This window comes from Pseudorhodobacter sp., assembly GCF_034675685.1.
Taxonomy (GTDB): Bacteria; Pseudomonadota; Alphaproteobacteria; order Rhodobacterales; family Rhodobacteraceae; genus Pseudorhodobacter.
In genome coordinates this window covers 76,640-93,105 of sequence record NZ_JAUCDA010000016.1, presented here as the reverse complement: position 1 = coordinate 93,105, position 16,466 = coordinate 76,640, and the positions used below count along the sequence as shown (strand labels likewise).

Here is a 16,466-nt window from a genome sequence, read left to right as displayed (position 1 = left end):
GGCAATGGTTGGGCAGCTTATGGAAATAATGGACAGGCTGGCAAAGGAAAGGCGGGGGCGGCTCGCGGCTGAGCGGCTTTTGGAACATAAGCAACGCGAACTTTTTGCCGCCAATGAAAAGCTGGCGCTGCACGCGCGCGCGCTGTCGGCACAGATCGTCGAACAGCGCCACGTCACCAAGGCCGCCGTGTCCGAGGCGCAGATGCTCAAGGGCCAAAACTCGCGCTTTTTATCTGATCTGGAGGCTGCCCATACGTCGGCCGTCATGGCGGAACGCAGGCTGCGTGATTCCGTCAATGCCTTGCATGACGGTTTTGCCGTGTTTGACCCCGATCACCGGCTTTTGGTCGCCAATCGGGCCTATCTTGCCCCCTATGCGGATTACAATGTTGGCCAGGGAACGCCCTACAAAGAATTCCTGAAGCTGACTGCCGAGGAGGGCATGGCAGATATCGGCGATGCCAGCCCAAGCGAATGGGTCGACCGTATGCTTGCCCGGTGGGAGGGGGACCCGATCGAACCTGAGGTTGTACACACCAGTTCGGGGCAATGGCTCCGGCTGGTTGACAGGCGCGCCCGCGATGGGGATATGGTGTGCGTCGCCCTGAACATCACCGAACAGATGCGCACCTGGGCCGCGCTTGAGGCGATTCCTGACGGCTTTGTCTTGTTTGACCGCAATGAAAAGCTGCTTGCCTGCAACCAGCGTTTTCGTGAAATCTATCCCGAATGTGCGTCTGTCATGCACCCCGGCACCAGCTATGAGACGATTCTGCGCACGGGCCTTGAAGCCGGGATATTCATCGACGCCATCGGACAAGAAAACGCGTGGCTTGAGGCCCGCATCGGCCAACCCCTTGACGGCCCGGAAGAGCGTGAACAACACCTCGCAAACGGCCGCTGGCTGCGCGTTCTAGAGCAACCGACCCCTGACGGTGGCCGCGTCGGCCTGCGCGTTGACATCACCCATCAAAAGGAACAACAGGCCGCATTGGATGAGGCGCGCAAGGCCGCCGAGGCCGCCAACCGCGCCAAATCCGCCTTCCTTGCAAACATGAGCCATGAAATTCGCACCCCGATGAATGGTGTGGTCGGCATGGCCGAACTGTTGTGCGATACGGGCCTGAATGAAGAACAGCGCCTGTTTGCCGAAACCATCCGCTCCTCGGGTGAGGCGCTTTTGGTTATCATCAACGACATCCTTGATTATTCCAAGATAGAGGCCGAGCGGCTGACGCTTCACCCGGAACCCTTTGATCTGGAACGCCTTATCCATGAGGTTGCGATGCTTTTGCAACCGCGCGCGCGCGAATGCGGGCTTGACCTGATGATCGACTACGACCTGTTCTTGCCGACGCGTTTCATCGGTGATGCCGGCCGATTGCGGCAGATATTGACCAACCTTGTCGGCAATGCGGTGAAATTCACCGAAAAAGGCTATGTCCTCATTCGGATCGTCGGGCTTGAGACCGAACCGGGCAACCAGCAATTGCACATCTCGGTGGAAGATACCGGCATCGGCATCGCAGCGGATCAGCTTGACCATGTTTTCGGCGAGTTCAATCAGGTCGAAACTGCGGCAAACCGGAAATTCGAAGGCACCGGCCTTGGCCTTGCCATCACCAAAAGCCTGATTGAGCGTATGGGAGGTTCGGTCTGGGTGGATAGCGAGCTGGGCAAGGGATCTTGCTTTGGTTTTCGGCTGTTGCTGCCGGTGGCCGAGGATCAAAGCCCGGTTCAAGTGCCCGTTTCCCTGCGCCGGGCTTTGGTGGTCGATGATCAATTCATCAACCGCACCATCCTTGAACGCCAACTGGTGACGTGCGGCATGCAGGTTACGCTCTGCCGCTCTGGCGCCGATGTCATCACCGAACTGGCGCGCGACAATGCCTATGATGTGCTGATCACCGACCATGAAATGCCGGAAATGAGCGGGCTGCAGCTGTCGGAAAAACTACGCGAGCTTGGGCATGATCTGCCGATCGTGCTGTTTTCATCCAATCCGGCCGCGGCACGCGATGGCAAAGGCTATGCCAACCTTGCAGCGGTTTTGCAAAAACCCCTGCTGCGATCAGAGCTTTACCGCCGCTTGCGCGATCTGCACGTCCCGGCGCCCCCCGCCCCTACGTTGCCCCCCCCCGGCCAAAGAATACCGCGCCATGCGCGTGCTTGCCGCCGAAGACAACCGGACAAACCAGTTGGTGTTTCGCAAAATGGTCAAAGACCTGAACCTTGACCTGACCTTTGTCGACAATGGCCGCGAGGCTGTTGATCATTTCAAACAGCTCAAACCTGATCTGATATTTATGGATATCTCAATGCCGGAAATGGATGGAAAAGAGGCCGCCCGCGCGATTCGCGTCTATGAGAACACCAACGGCGGCCATGTACCCATCGTTGCGCTGACCGCGCATGCGATGGATGGCGATGATACGTCAATCCTTGCCGCAGGAATCGACCAATATCTGACCAAGCCCTTGCGCAAATCGGCAATCACAGCCGTTTTACTGGCCCATTGCCCTGAAAATGCGCGCCTCTCTGCGCCACAGGCTGACGAGGTTGCATAGTGCGTGGGATGCCATGGCGAAATCAATGCAGCGGGCGGCCTCGGCACAGCCGGGGTTCGCGCGGGCACTTGGTCTTTGCCCTGGCCAGCATGAAAAAGGCCCGGCGCAACTGCGCCGGGCCGATCATTCCCAAAGACAAGCGCGCCTCAGCCTTTTTTCGGCGGCACAAAGCGTTTGCTGGTGTCGGTAGGGTTCGCCCTTGGCTTCGCAGGCTTGGCAAAAGGCTTACCCGCCCCCGGTTTGCCCCCCGGCTTGCCAAAGCTCTTGCCTTCACCGGCATGCGATTTGAACCCGGCCGACCGCGCAGGCCGCCCTTCGCCACCCGCAGCAGGCTTGCCGCCATGCGACTTGAACCCGGCCGAACGCGGCTTGGCACCGGCATCATCGGCCTTCCAGCGCGGTTTACGATCGCCGCCCGCTTCGGGGCTTGCGCCGCGTGGCGCATAGGCCTTGGAACTATCGTCACGTTTGGCATAGGGTTTTGCCCCCTCAACCGCCTCGGCCTTTTTCACATAGGGCTTGCGCGGGGCGGTATCGCGTTTTTCCCACGGCTTGCCATCGCCCTCTTCGCGCTTCACCCAAGGCTTTTTCTCGCCGTCAGGTTTCTTGGCATAGGGTTTTTTCTCGGTGTCGGCCTTGGCATAAGGCGTCTTGCCGCCTTCAGCTTTGGCATAGGCTTTCTTGGCCGGCGCATATTTTGGCTTTTCACCATCGCGCGCCTCAAACCCTTTGGCTGCACCATCATCCGCAGACCACACAGGCTTGGCTGCGGCAGGCTCGCGCTTGGTATAGGGTTTGCGCTCGGGGAGAGGGGCGTCATCTTCGACAAAGCGCGAAGGCTTGGGCTTGTACGCGGGCTTTTCCGCACGCGGCTCGGCACGGGGTGCGCGGGCCGGGCGATCGGGGCGATCCAAGACTGGCTCGCCGTCCATCCGCTTCATTTCAACGCCTTCTTCCAGCGCAAGACCTGCACCAAACTTATCGGCCACATCCTTGCCGATCTGCACATAGGTCAGGTCGGTTTGCACGCGAATAGCCCCGATACCGTCCTTGGTAATGCCGCCCGCTTCGCAAATCTTGGGCAACAGCCAGCGCGCTTCGGCGCGGCCTGTGTGGCCCACCGAAATCGTATACCAAACCGACGCGCCAAATTCTGCGCGCGGTTTCGGCTCTGGCCGCTCGCCCGGTTTTGCCACGTCCGACAGCACCTCGGGCGAGGACCGCCCCTGACGCCACATCGTCACAAAGGCCTGCGCCACTTGATCCGCGCCAAAACGATCCAGCAAAATTGCGGCCAAGGCACCGTCTTCGCCGTCATTGGGTCCAAGGGCGGGGTGTTCCAGAATGCGCTGATCATCACGCTCCTGCACTTCTTCGGCCGAGGGCGCCGAGCCCCATTCGACCACCAGCTTGGCACCCTGCACCAACCGCTGCGCCTTGCGGAATTCAGACGGCACCACGATCAGCGCCGAAACGCCTTTCGATCCTGCGCGCCCTGTACGCCCCGAACGGTGCAGCAGCACCTCGGAATTGCTTGGCAGATCGGCATGGATCACCAGATCCAGCCCCGGAAGGTCAATGCCCCGCGCGGCCACATCGGTGGCGATACACACATTCGCCCGCCCGTTGCGCAGCGCCGACAGGGCATTCGTGCGCTCGGCCTGGCTCAGCTCACCCGACAGCGCCACAACCTTGAACCCACGGTTGCCCATGCGGCCCATAAGTGAGGTAACAGCCGCCCGCGTTTTGCAAAACACAATCGCCGAGGGGGCCTCATAATAGCGCAGCAGGTTGAAGATCGCGTTTTCACGGTCGCGCATCTGCACCGACAGCGCGCGATATTCGATATCAACGTGCTGCTTGGCCTCGCCTGCCGTTTGAATGCGCAGCGCGTCGTTTTGAAATTCCTTGGCCAGTGCCGCAATCGCCTTTGGCACGGTGGCCGAAAACATCAGGGTCCGGCGTTCCTCGGGGGCCTGGCCCAGAATATATTCCAGATCATCGCGGAACCCAAGGTCAAGCATTTCATCCGCTTCGTCCAGCACGGCGGCTTTCAGCCCCGAAAGATCCAGCGATTTGCGGTCGATATGGTCGCGCAAACGGCCCGGCGTACCAACGACGATATGCGCTCCACGGTCCAGCGCGCGCTTTTCGGTGCGGTAATCCATGCCGCCCACGCAGGTTGCAATCCGCGCGCCCGCCTCGCCGTAAAGCCAGTCGAGTTCGCGGGCAACTTGCAGCGCCAGTTCGCGCGTTGGCGCAATAATCAACGCCTGCGGTACATCGGCGAACAAGAACCGATCGGCCCCGTTCAGCAGATCAGGCGCAATCGCTATCCCGAAGGCAACGGTTTTGCCCGAACCCGTCTGCGCCGACACCAGCAAATCGCGGCCATCCACTTCGGGGGCCAGCATTGCCTCTTGTACGGGGGTAAGGGACGCATAGCCCTTGGCTTCCAGCGCCGCGGCCAAAGGCCCAGCGATTTCCATTTTTTCCATTATATTCTACCTATCAGGGGGCGTTTTTCTTGCCCGTTCAAAGGCCGCTCACCCCTGACTGGTATGGGCCTCCTCGCCCACCAGCACCGGAATTCTCTGGGCCAAGCGCGCTGCTTACCCGCAAACGCGCACAGAGTCCATGAAAACCTTGACCAACGCCCCCCCGCAGCGCGGACAACCGCCAATTCTGGGCGCCCGAGTTGTGCAGGCACCACCGCGCTTTCTGCGGGTTGATGGGCAAGGCGGAAAGCCCCAAAAATTCGTCATTTTCCGCACCAAGCCCTGTAACCAACTGATTATGAATGTTAATTCATCTCCTCTTTCTCTTGAATCATACCTATTGAATATCGTAATTATCCTGCCTAAGCTTACCCTTGCGAGAGGAGGGGATCAGCGGTGCGCCACGTGGCTGTCAGCTTTCTTTCGTTCAAGTTGGGACCACCAACCTGCCAACGGCGCCAATTCCAACCGTTTGGGCGCAGTGGAAACTGTAGCGGCCTGATAAGGTTTTGCTTGGCCCGAACGGGGGCCAAACAGGCCGGGCCTTGCGGGTTATGCCCCAGCCAAGGCGACCACGATCCGAGCCATTGCGCCGCCAAGGCGTGCAGAGTGTTCGGCCATCCGACGAAAACCAGCAAACTGCGGCCTGCAAAGCTGCGGAAATAAAAACGTAAATAACGTGACGGGAGTATCACATGAGCTATCTTAAAACCCTGACATTCGCAGGGGCCATGGCGCTTGCCAGCGCAGCAACCGCCGAAGAGCGCTTTATCACCATCGGCACAGGCGGGCAAACCGGCGTGTACTTTGTTGTCGGGCAGTCAATCTGTCGGCTCGTCAACCGTGACACACCCAAGACCGGGCTGAAATGCACCGCGCCATCGACCGGCGGCTCCATCGCCAATATCAACGCCATCAAGGCCGGCGATATGGATATGGGTGTTGCCCAGTCTGACTGGCAGTACCACGCTTACAACGGCACCGCCAAATTCGAAGGCGACAAGTTTGACAAAGAGCGGGCTGTGTTCTCGGTGCACTCTGAACCGTTCAACGTCATCGCGCGCAAAGATGCCAATATCAACAGCTTTGACGATCTGAAGGGCAAGCGCGTCAACGTCGGCAACCCTGGCTCTGGCCAGTTGGCCACGATGGAGGTTGTGCTGGCGGCCAAAGGCTGGACGATGGGCGATTTTGCTCTGGCATCCGAGTTGAAGCCAGCCGAGCAGGCCGCAGCTTTGGGCGACAACAAGGTCGATGCGATCATCTATACCGTTGGCAACCCCAACGGCTCTATCCAAGAGGCCGTCTCTACTGTTGAGGCGCATCTTGTGCCGGTCACCGGGCCAGAGATCGACAAGCTGATCAATGAGAACCCCTATTACGCCAAGGCCACTATTCCGGGCGGCATGTATCCGGGCACGCCCGATGACGTCGAAACCTTTGGCGTAAAGGCAACTTTCGTCACCTCGGCCGATGTGCCGGATGACGTGGTGTATGAGGTGGTCAAGGCCGTTTTCGACAACTTTGACCGGTTCAAAAAGCTGCACCCGGCATTTGAGACGCTGAAAGAAGCAGAAATGATCAAGGACGGCCTGTCGGCCCCGCTGCATCCCGGCGCGATCAAATATTACAAAGAGCGCGGCTGGATGTAACCGGCCCTTGCCCGTGCGCCACCGGCGCGCGGGCAATTTTTACGCGGCTTCCGGCACGCGCCAGATACAGCCGGACGGAATTGCACATATAACAAACAACAAGACGCGCCGCCATGCGGCCAACAGGGATATGCAATGGCACAAACTGACCAAGGAAAGACCGCCGCTGAAAAGGTAGGGCTAAGCCAGACCGAGCTTGACGCAATCGTCGCCGCCTCGGATACCGGCGCGCGCGGCACAACAGGTTCGGTTGGCGTGTTTGTTACCATCGTGGCGCTGATCTGGTCCTTGTTCCAGCTTTGGTTTGCCTCGCCGATCCCGTTCATACTTGGCTTTGGCGTGTTCAACGATACCGAGGCGCGGTCTATCCATCTGGCTTTCGCGCTGTTCCTTGCCTTTGCGGCCTTTCCCGCCGTCAATACCAAATTCCAAACCATGCTCGGCGTTGCTGTGCCCGTTATCCTTGGCACGCTGCTTTATTCTTCGGCTAAAGACGGGTCGACGATTTGGTGGATTCCGCTGGTTTCGCTTGCCATGGTCGGCGTTGTCCTACTCGGTTCGCCCAAAAACCGGATTCCGGTTTGGGAATGGGCGCTGGCCATCTTGGGGGCCGCAACCGCCCTTTATCTTTTCGTCTATTACCGCGACATTTCATCCCGCGTTGGCGCACCGATTACCCAGGATTTCGTGGTCGCTGTCATCGGCCTGATGATCTTGCTAGAGGCGACGCGCCGCGCGCTTGGGCCAGCCCTGATGATCGTGGCCTCGGTCTTTCTCGTCTATACCGTCCTTGGCCCGCAAATGCCCGATATCATCGCGCACAAGGGCAACAACCTGTCGGAAATTGTGAACCACCAGTGGATCACCACCGAAGGCGTATTTGGCATCGCGCTTGGGGTGTCCACCTCTTTCGTGTTCCTGTTCGTGCTGTTCGGCTCTTTGCTGGATAAGGCGGGGGCTGGCAATTACTTCATTCAGGTGGCGTTTTCCCTGATGGGCCATATGCGCGGCGGGCCTGCAAAGGCTGCCGTTGTCTCCTCGGCCATGACCGGCCTGATCTCGGGTTCTTCCATCGCCAACGTCGTCACGACCGGCACTTTCACCATTCCGCTGATGAAAAAGGTCGGCTTTTCGGCTGAAAAGGCCGGCGCGGTTGAGGTGGCGTCATCCGTCAACGGGCAAATCATGCCGCCGGTCATGGGGGCCGCAGCCTTTTTGATGGTGGAATATGTCGGCATCCCTTATTTTGACGTAGTGAAACATGCCTTCCTGCCTGCGGTGATTTCCTACATCGCGCTGGTCTATATCGTGCACCTTGAGGCGATGAAAGCCGGGATGGAGGGCCTGCCCCGCGCCTATACGCCCAAGCCCATCGTGCAACGCCTGATCGGTATAGCCTTCACCATCGCCGTGATTTGTGCCGTGTCGCTGGGCGTCTATTACGGCATGGGCTGGATTCGCCCGGCCTTCCCGAATGTTGCGGGCTATATCATCTTTGCCTTCGTTTCCGCGGTCTATGTCGGCCTGCTCTACATCGCCTCGAAAGAGGAACCGCTGGGGCTGGATGACCCGAACGCGCCCGTCACCAAACTGCCGCTTCCGGGGCCCACAATCCGCTCGGGTCTGCACTTTATCCTGCCCGTGGTCGTGCTGGTCTGGGCCTTGATGGTAGATCGCCTATCCCCCGGGCTGTCGGCGTTTTGGGCGACGATGTATATGGTGTTCATCTTGCTGACCCAACGTCCGATCATGGCGATCATGCGCGGCGAAAGCGATTTGCTGCACGACATTGGCCAAGGCGTGACCGATCTGCTTGACGGGCTGGAAACTGGCGCGCGCAACATGATCGGTATCGGCATCGCAACCGCAACCGCCGGTATCATCGTCGGCGTGGTCAGCCAAACTGGCGTCGGCTCTGCCCTTGCCGATGTGGTTGAGGTGTTGTCGGGTGGCAATATCATGGCAATCTTGCTGCTGACCGCCGTGCTGTCGCTGATCCTTGGCATGGGGCTGCCCACCACCGCCAACTACATCGTGGTTTCGGCCCTGCTTGCCCCGGTTATCGTGACCCTGGGCCAGCAAAACGGGCTGATCGTGCCCTTGATCGCCGTGCATTTGTTTGTGTTCTACTTCGGCATCATGGCCGATGTAACGCCCCCCGTCGGCCTTGCCAGCTTTGCGGCTGCCGCCGTCTCGGGCGGTGATCCGATCAAAACCGGGGTGATTGCGTTCTTTTACAGCCTGCGCACCGCAGCGCTGCCATTTCTGTTCATCTTCAACACTGAATTGTTGCTGATCAATGTGACATGGTATCAAGGCGTCTTCGTCTTCTGCATCGCGACCATCGCCATGCTGCTGTTTGCGGCGGCAACGCAAGGCTGGTTTCTGGTCAAGAACCGCTTTTACGAATCCGCTGCCCTGATCCTTGTGGCCTTTACCCTGTTCCGCCCCGGTTTCTGGATGGATATGGCTTTCCCGCCCTATATAGAGGAATCCCCGTCTGAAATCACCGCAGCCGCAAACAACACCCCGGCAGGTGAAAATTTGCGGGTCCGCGTGTCAGGCGTCAACGATCTGGGCGACCCGATCGAATTTGTCGCCCTGATCCCGATGACCAATGCCGCCACCGGCGAAGAGAAACTGGCCGCCGCTGGCCTTGCCTTCCGCACCGATGGCGACCGCATGCTGATTGATGATGTGGCTTACAATTCCGCCGCCCAGACTGCCGGTCTTGACTGGGATCAAGAGGTGCTGCGCGTGCTGCGCCCGATCTCGGTTCCGTCAAAATACTGGATGTTCATTCCCGCCCTGCTGCTGTTAGGTTTGATTGTGATGTTACAACGCCGGCGCGAACCCAAAAACCGCCCTGTAAACGCCTGAGGAGGGCAGAATGTATAAATCCATCCTCTTGACGATTGATATCAACGACCCGGCAAGCTGGGAAAGGGCCTTGCCCGCCGCGCTGGAACTGTGCCGCGATTGCGGCGCAAAACTTCATGTCCTGACCGTTGTTCCAACCTATCGCATGCCCATTGTCGAAGGTTTCTTTCCCCCCGATTTTGAGAAGAAGGCGATCCGCAAAACCGGCGAGGCGCTGAAAACCCTGCTTGATTCCCTGTTGCCAGATGATCGGCACGCCGAGGCCCATGTTCGCGTTGGCGTGGTTCATTCCGAGATTTTATCCGCCATCAAATCCATAGGCGCTGATATGGTGATCATGGCCAGCCACCCACCCGACCGGATGCGTGATTTTCTGATAGGGTCCAACGCTGACCGGGTTGTCCGCAACTCACCTGTTTCTGTCTTGGTGGTGCGGTGAAGGCACGCAAGCGGAACGGCGATGTGGGAATGGCACGGCGGCCAACAACCGGTCTGGAGGCCAAATGACGCCATTCGCAATCGCCGGCGTGCAAATGTACGTCAATGCGCTGCAACCCAATGTCGATGGCATGTTGCAGCGGCTTGACGTGCTGATGAACGTCTATCCCTGGACCCAGATGGTGATGTTCAGCGAGCTGGCGGCATTCGGGCCGCTGACCAAACATGCCCAACCCCTGTATAATGAGCATATAGAGCGGTTTCAGGCGGCGGCCAGGCACCATATCTGGCTCATCCCCGGCTCCATGTACCAAAAAACCGAAGACGGGCGAATTTTGAACACCTCTGTCGTGATCAATCCGGCAGGTGAGATCATCAAATCCTACAGCAAGATGTTTCCCTTCCTGCCCTATGAGGTTGGCGTATCGCCGGGAACCGAGTTTTGCATCTTTGACGTGCCGGATGTGGGCCGCTTTGGTCTGTCGATCTGCTATGATGTCTGGTTCCCCGAAACCACGCGCCAACTGACCTCGCAAGGGGTTGAGGTGCTGTTGTTGCCGATCCTGACAGGCACCGCAGATCGTGACGCCGAGATTGCCATAGCCCGCGCGACCGCCGCACAGTTTCAGTGCTATGTCTTTGGCGTCAATGGTTTGGGTGCGGGCGGCAATGGCCGTTCTTGCGTTGTGGACCCGACCTCGACCGTGATTCATCAATCCGCCGGACAAGAGGATATGTTCCCGATCGAGGTTGATCTTGACCAAGTGCGCCGCCAGCGTGCGGCGGGTATGCGCGGCCTGGGGCAGGTTTTGAAAAGTTTCCGCGACCGGCCTGTCGATTTTTCGATCTATGACCGGGCCAGTGGCACGGATGCCTATTTGCACAGCCTGGGCGCGCTGAAAAAGCAGCAGCAGGGCACGCGATCAGATTTGCAGAAAAACCCGCCGGCGCCCGCCGAGGCCGATGAAAATCTTGGCATCCCGCTGGCCAGAGGAAAAATGGAAGCTCAGGCCCTGAACGGGGTTCATATCCCGCTATCGGGCAAAACAATAACCGGCTGACCGACGCGCAGGCCTGCTGCCTGAATTGCAACGCTACCGGAAGAAAGGGACGATACGATGCAGTCAATGAATGACTATTATTCCGCGGTGCAGCTTCGCGCTGATCGCTGGAGCAGTCTGCGCGAAAAGCTGGAATTTCTGGTGAGCAACCCCAATGGCCGCCGCATCAAAACCGTGCATGCCGAGGCCGCGAAACTGTTTGAATCGCTGCAACTGATTGAACGCTATTGGGCCTTTCCCGGGACCGCAGCGTTTGAAACCATGCGCCGCCAGTTCGAAAACGAGCATCTGAACGAACTGTCCCATTCCGTCAGCCGCGTCAATCGCGCGCTAAGCACGGGGGCCTACCGCCGCCGCACAATTCCGCTGGACCGTGATGGGCGCGGCGACGATGATCAGGACGAAGTGTCATTGTTGCCGCCCGAGGCCCGCGCGCTTGCCAAGCCATATTTTGAGGTGCTGATCGTTGATGATGTGAATGAACATCAGGAACGCTGGCTAAAGGCCAATATGACCTCGATGCGCCGCGCCGAGGATGATTTCATCTATGAACCCGTGGTTGTCCCCAGCCTGCAAGATGCGCTGATAGGGGTGCTGTTCAACCACAACATTCAGGCGATTATCGTGCGCCCCGGCCTGCGGCGCGAATCCGATGTCGAAATGCCGATCCTGACCCGCTATCTTAACCCCGCAGCCAGCGCCGAGGAGATGGACGACATCTCACCGCAAGACCTTGGCCCGGAACTCTGCCGTCTGATCGCCAAGGTGCGACCAGAGCTTGACGCCTATCTGGTCACGGATCGCTCGGTCGAAGATATCGCGGGCCTTGATCTCGGCATCTGCCGCCGCGTGTTCTATAATCAGGAAGATTTCATGGAGCTGCACCTGAACATCCTGCGCGGCGTTCAGGCCCGGTATAAAACCCCGTTCTTTACGGCGCTGAAGGAATACTCGCGCCAACCAACGGGCGTTTTTCACGCCATGCCGATCAGTCGCGGCAAATCCATCACCCGCAGCCATTGGATTCAGGATATGGGGGCGTTTTACGGCCCCAATATCTTTCTGGCCGAAACTTCGGCCACATCCGGCGGGCTCGACAGCCTTTTGGAACCGCATGGCACCATCAAAGAGGCGCAGGAGCTTGCCAGCCGTGCTTTTGGCTCCAAGCAAACCTTTTTCGCAACCAACGGCACATCTACCTGTAACAAGATCGTGGTGCAGGCGCTGGTGCGCCCCGATGATATTGTGCTCGTTGACCGCGATTGCCACAAATCGCACCATTACGGCATGGTGCTTTCGGGGGCGCAGGTCTGCTATCTCGACAGCTATCCGCTGAACGAATATTCCATGTATGGCGCGGTGCCGCTGAAGGACATCAAGAAGCAACTGCTGAAACTCAAGGCGGCGGGCAAACTTGACCGGGTGCGCATGTTGCTGCTGACCAACTGCACCTTTGACGGCATTGTCTATAATGTTGAACGTGTGATGGAAGAATGCCTTGCCATCAAACCCGACCTGATTTTCCTGTGGGATGAGGCGTGGTTTGCCTTTGCCCGCTTTGGCCCAACCTACCGCCAACGCACCGGCATGAATGCAGCCAATAATCTGCGGGCCAAACTGCGGACGCCCGACCACGAAAAGGCCTATGCCAAGCAGCAAGAAAAGCTGAAAGATGCCGATGAGGCGACCCTGCTGAAAACCCGACTCATTCCCTCACCAAAGGCCCGCGTGCGAGTTTATGCCACGCAATCCACGCATAAAACCCTGACGTCGCTGCGGCAGGGGTCGATGAATTCATGTCAACGATCAGGATTTCAAAGGCGAGGTCGAGGAAAGCTTTCACGAAGCCTATATGACCCACACCTCGACCAGCCCGAACTATCAGATCATCGCCAGCCTTGATGTTGGCCGCCGTCAGGTCGAACTTGAAGGCTTTGAATTTGTGCAGCGCCAGGTCGAGGCGGCGATGTCGATGCGCCGCGCGATTTCCACCCATCCGCTTTTACAGAAATATTTCAAGGTGTTGACGGCGGGTGACATGATCCCCGAAGAACATCGCGAAAGTGGTGTGACCAGCTATTACGACCCCGAACAGGGTTGGACCGATACTTGGCATTGCTGGGAAAAAGACGAATTTGTGCTGGATGCCACCCGCGTCACCCTTGCGGTTGGCGGCACGGGGTGGGATGGCGACACGTTCAAAACCGATATCTTGATGGATAAATACGGTATCCAGATCAACAAGACCTCGCGCAATACCGTGCTGTTCATGACCAATATCGGCACCACCCGCTCCTCGGTCGCCTATCTGATTGAAGTGTTGGTTGAAATCGCGAAGAATCTGGATGAAAAGCTGGATGACGCGTCGAAAATGGAACGTCTGTCGTTTGAGAAACGCGTCAAGAACCTGATGCAGGATTTGCCACCCCTGCCTGATTTTTCGCATTTCCACGCGGCCTTCTGCCCCGATGCGGCCACCGGCGAGGGCGATATTCGTACCCCGTTCTTTTTGTCTTACGATGAAAACAACTGCGATTACCTTGAACTGGATGGCGATATAGAAGCGGAATTGGACAAGGGCCGAGAGGTGGTTTCGGCTTCCTTCATCATCCCTTATCCGCCCGGTTTCCCGATTCTGGTGCCCGGTCAGGCGGTCAGTCGTGAAATCCTGGCCTTCATGCGGGCGCTGGATGTCAGCGAAATCCACGGCTATCGCGCCGATCTGGGCCTGCGCGTGTTCACCGACGAGGCCTTGGCCAAGCAGATTGCAAAAAATACTGCGAAAAAATGAAAAAATAGGGAGAGAAAAATGAACAGTAAAAAACTGAACAACATTTCCGAAATCCGTCGCTTTTTTCACCGCAACGAAGACCCGATCTACTTCATCTCGGCGACCAACTTTAACCTGTTGGGCATTGATGAATGGTGCAAAAACTTCAAATATATCTGCTATCTGGATTGCTATGATGGCCGTCACCCCAACGTGTTTTGCCCGTCCGAGCAGCCGCACGCAGAATTTCAAAGCATCGAAGACATCAACAACTATCTGCTGCAGCACAAGGATGTCATCGACCTTGTAAAACGCCGCGGCGGCAAGCCCAAGTTTGTGTTCCTGATGTTTGATGAGGAAACCGAGCGTCTGTCCAAGGAACTGGGTGCCGATGTCTGGTTCCCCAAGGCCAAGCTGCGCAACAAGATGGATAACAAGATTGAGACAGTGCGCATCGGCAACAAGGCGGGCGTGCCATCGGTGCCGAACGTGCTGGCCGAGGTGAAATCCTACGACGATCTGCGCAAAACCTGTGAAAAGGCCGGTATCGGCCATGACCTTGTGTTGCAATCGGCATATGGAGACAGCGGCCACACCACGTTCTTCATCAAATCCGAGGCCGATTTCCGCCGCCATGAACATGAGATCATCGGCGAGGGTGAGATCAAGATCATGAAGCGGATTGATTGCCGCGGCTCTGCCATTGAGGCCTGCGCCACCAAAGAAGGCACCATTGTTGGCCCGCTGATGACCGAGCTTGTCGGCTTCAAGCAACTGACGCCTTACCGTGGCGGCTGGTGTGGCAATGAAATTCTATCCACCGCCTTCCCGCCCAAAGTCCGCCAAAAAGCCCGCGACCTTACCTTCAAATTCGGCGAGCAATTGCGCAAGGAAGGTTATCGCGGCTATTTCGAACTCGATTTCCTGATAGACCGCAAGACCGGCGATATCTGGCTGGGCGAATTGAACCCCCGCATCACCGGCGCCAGTTCCATGACCAACCACGCCGCCTTTGCCCATGCCGATGCGCCCTTGTTCCTGTTTCACCTGCTGGAATTTTCCAAGGCAGAATTCACGCTTGACGTGAATGAGCTGAACAGCCGCTGGGCCAACCCGAACATGATCGACAGTTGGAGCCAGATGGTCATCAAGCACACTGATGACAGCGTTGACCGGCTGACAGAGGCGCCGCAAACCGGCATCTACAAGATGAAGGAAGATGGCAGCGTGGTCTTTGACCGTTTTGACTATCACCGTCGGGCAGTTGAATCCGAAAATGAAGCGTTTTTCCTGCGCATTCTCAAAACCGGCGACTACCGTTATGAAGGCGCTGATCTTGGCATCCTCGTCACGCGTGGCCGGTCCATGACCAATAGTTTCCAGCTGAATGAGCGGGCAAAACGTTGGATTCATGGCATCAAATCGGCCTTCAAGGCAGATCCGCTGCCCGTGTCCGAGGCAGGTCCGGCCTTTGCGGACCCGGCTTTCAAGATCATGTAATGGAACTGATCTGGCGCAGCATATCCGAGCCAGAGCCCGGCCCGAAATGGGCCGGGCTATTCGCTGAACTCTGGCCTGCGTACAAAACCTGGTGGATGCGCGAAGGGGTCGACGCGCGCCCGACCTATTGGCAAAGCTGGTCTGCCATCAAAACCCATATGCCCGAGATTTTACCGCTGTATGAGCAGCTTTGCGACCTTGCCGGTGGCGGGGATCTGGCCGCGCGTTTCCTCAGCTTTTATCGCCCGCCACCGTATCTGTCGGGCTGTAGCCAGGCGATCTGGCCCGGCAAAGAGCCGATGTTGGTGCGCAATTACGACTATAACCCCGAAGCGTTTGAACGTGTGGTACTACAGACCCGCTGGCAGGGCCGCAACGTCATCGGCTCCTCTGATGGGCTGTGGGGGTTGGTTGATGGCATGAATGACGCGGGCCTTGCCGTATCCCTGACCTTTGGCGGGCGGCGCGTGGTGGGGGATGGTTTTGGCGTTCCGCTGATCCTGCGCTATGTGCTGCAAACCTGCACCACAGCCGAACAGGCCGGCCGCGCCCTTGCGCGTATCCCCACGCATATGAGCTATAATGTCACCGTACTCGATGCCAAGCGCAATTACCTTACCGCCTTCATGGCCCCCGACCGCCCCACAAGCATCACCCATGCGGCCGTTGCCACCAACCATCAGGAAAAGGTGGAATGGGATGCACACGCCCGCATGACCGCCTCGGTAGAGCGTGAGCGGTTCTTGCTGCAACGCCTGACAGGCCATATTGAACCGCAAGAAAAATTCATCTCGGCCTTTTTGCGCCCGCCGCTGTATTCCATCGCATTTGATCGCGGCTTTGGCACGCTCTACACGGCTGTCTACCGCCCCCGTCTTGGCAAGATGGAGCTGCGTTGGCCGCGCGGCACCTGGCCGCTTGATTTATACGGTGGGGCCGATGACGTTCGCCGCATCTACACGCCTGAAACCAAACCCACGGCTGCAAACGGCACAGACCCTGACAGCGCGCAACAGAACGCACAGTTCTGAACCCTTTTTTCCTTCGCGCGGCATCATGGCGCAGGACGAGACTCCTCTTTCACCGCCCCGCCAGTCAGG

The 16,466-nt window shown here is 58.1% G+C and carries 9 protein-coding genes and 1 pseudogene; 9 read left to right on the top strand and 1 reads right to left on the bottom strand.

Annotated elements, in window-relative coordinates:
- The first annotated feature begins 28 nt into the window (after window positions 1-28).
- Window positions 29-2,236, top strand: a complete 2,208-nt coding sequence (locus VDP61_RS11895) for a hybrid sensor histidine kinase/response regulator (RefSeq protein ID WP_323007102.1) — start codon at window positions 29-31, stop codon at window positions 2,234-2,236.
- Complete coding sequence (locus tag VDP61_RS11890) at window positions 2,160-2,567, top strand: response regulator (RefSeq protein WP_323007101.1); 408 nt, start codon at window positions 2,160-2,162, stop codon at window positions 2,565-2,567. Before VDP61_RS11895 ends, VDP61_RS11890 begins: the two co-directional genes overlap by 77 nt.
- Window positions 2,568-2,713: 146 nt before the next feature.
- On the opposite strand, the gene VDP61_RS11885 is transcribed toward VDP61_RS11890, so the two are convergent.
- Window positions 2,714-5,065: a DEAD/DEAH box helicase gene (locus VDP61_RS11885; RefSeq protein ID WP_323007100.1), complete on the bottom strand. Its 2,352-nt coding sequence runs from the start codon at window positions 5,063-5,065 to the stop codon at window positions 2,714-2,716.
- Between the two features lie 695 nt (window positions 5,066-5,760).
- Here VDP61_RS11885 and VDP61_RS11880 point away from each other — a divergent pair.
- The 7 genes and pseudogenes from VDP61_RS11880 to VDP61_RS11850 all read left to right on the top strand — a co-directional run bounded on the left by VDP61_RS11880 (window position 5,761) and on the right by VDP61_RS11850 (window position 16,397).
- Window positions 5,761-6,717, top strand: a complete 957-nt coding sequence (locus tag VDP61_RS11880) for a TAXI family TRAP transporter solute-binding subunit (protein WP_323007099.1) — start codon at window positions 5,761-5,763, stop codon at window positions 6,715-6,717.
- 135 nt (window positions 6,718-6,852) lie between these two features.
- A complete protein-coding gene (locus VDP61_RS11875; protein WP_323007098.1) occupies window positions 6,853-9,597 on the top strand; it encodes a TRAP transporter permease in 2,745 nt (914 codons plus the stop codon).
- Between the two features lie 10 nt (window positions 9,598-9,607).
- Complete coding sequence (locus VDP61_RS11870; protein WP_323007097.1) at window positions 9,608-10,036, top strand: universal stress protein; 429 nt, start codon at window positions 9,608-9,610, stop codon at window positions 10,034-10,036.
- Window positions 10,037-10,100: 64 nt separating this feature from the next.
- Window positions 10,101-11,096 carry a carbon-nitrogen hydrolase family protein gene (locus VDP61_RS11865; RefSeq protein WP_323007096.1) on the top strand — a complete coding sequence of 332 codons (996 nt, stop codon included), beginning with the start codon at window positions 10,101-10,103 and terminating at the stop codon, window positions 11,094-11,096.
- A 57-nt stretch (window positions 11,097-11,153) separates the two neighbouring features.
- A pseudogene (locus tag VDP61_RS11860) lies at window positions 11,154-13,887 on the top strand (aminotransferase class I/II-fold pyridoxal phosphate-dependent enzyme).
- An 18-nt stretch (window positions 13,888-13,905) separates the two neighbouring features.
- Window positions 13,906-15,366, top strand: coding sequence for a biotin carboxylase (locus tag VDP61_RS11855; RefSeq protein ID WP_323007095.1), 1,461 nt, complete (start codon window positions 13,906-13,908; stop codon window positions 15,364-15,366).
- Window positions 15,366-16,397 (top strand): C45 family peptidase, encoded by a 1,032-nt coding sequence (locus tag VDP61_RS11850; protein WP_323007094.1) that lies wholly within the window; start codon window positions 15,366-15,368, stop codon window positions 16,395-16,397. Before VDP61_RS11855 ends, VDP61_RS11850 begins: the two co-directional genes overlap by 1 nt.
- Window positions 16,398-16,466: the final 69 nt, after the last annotated feature.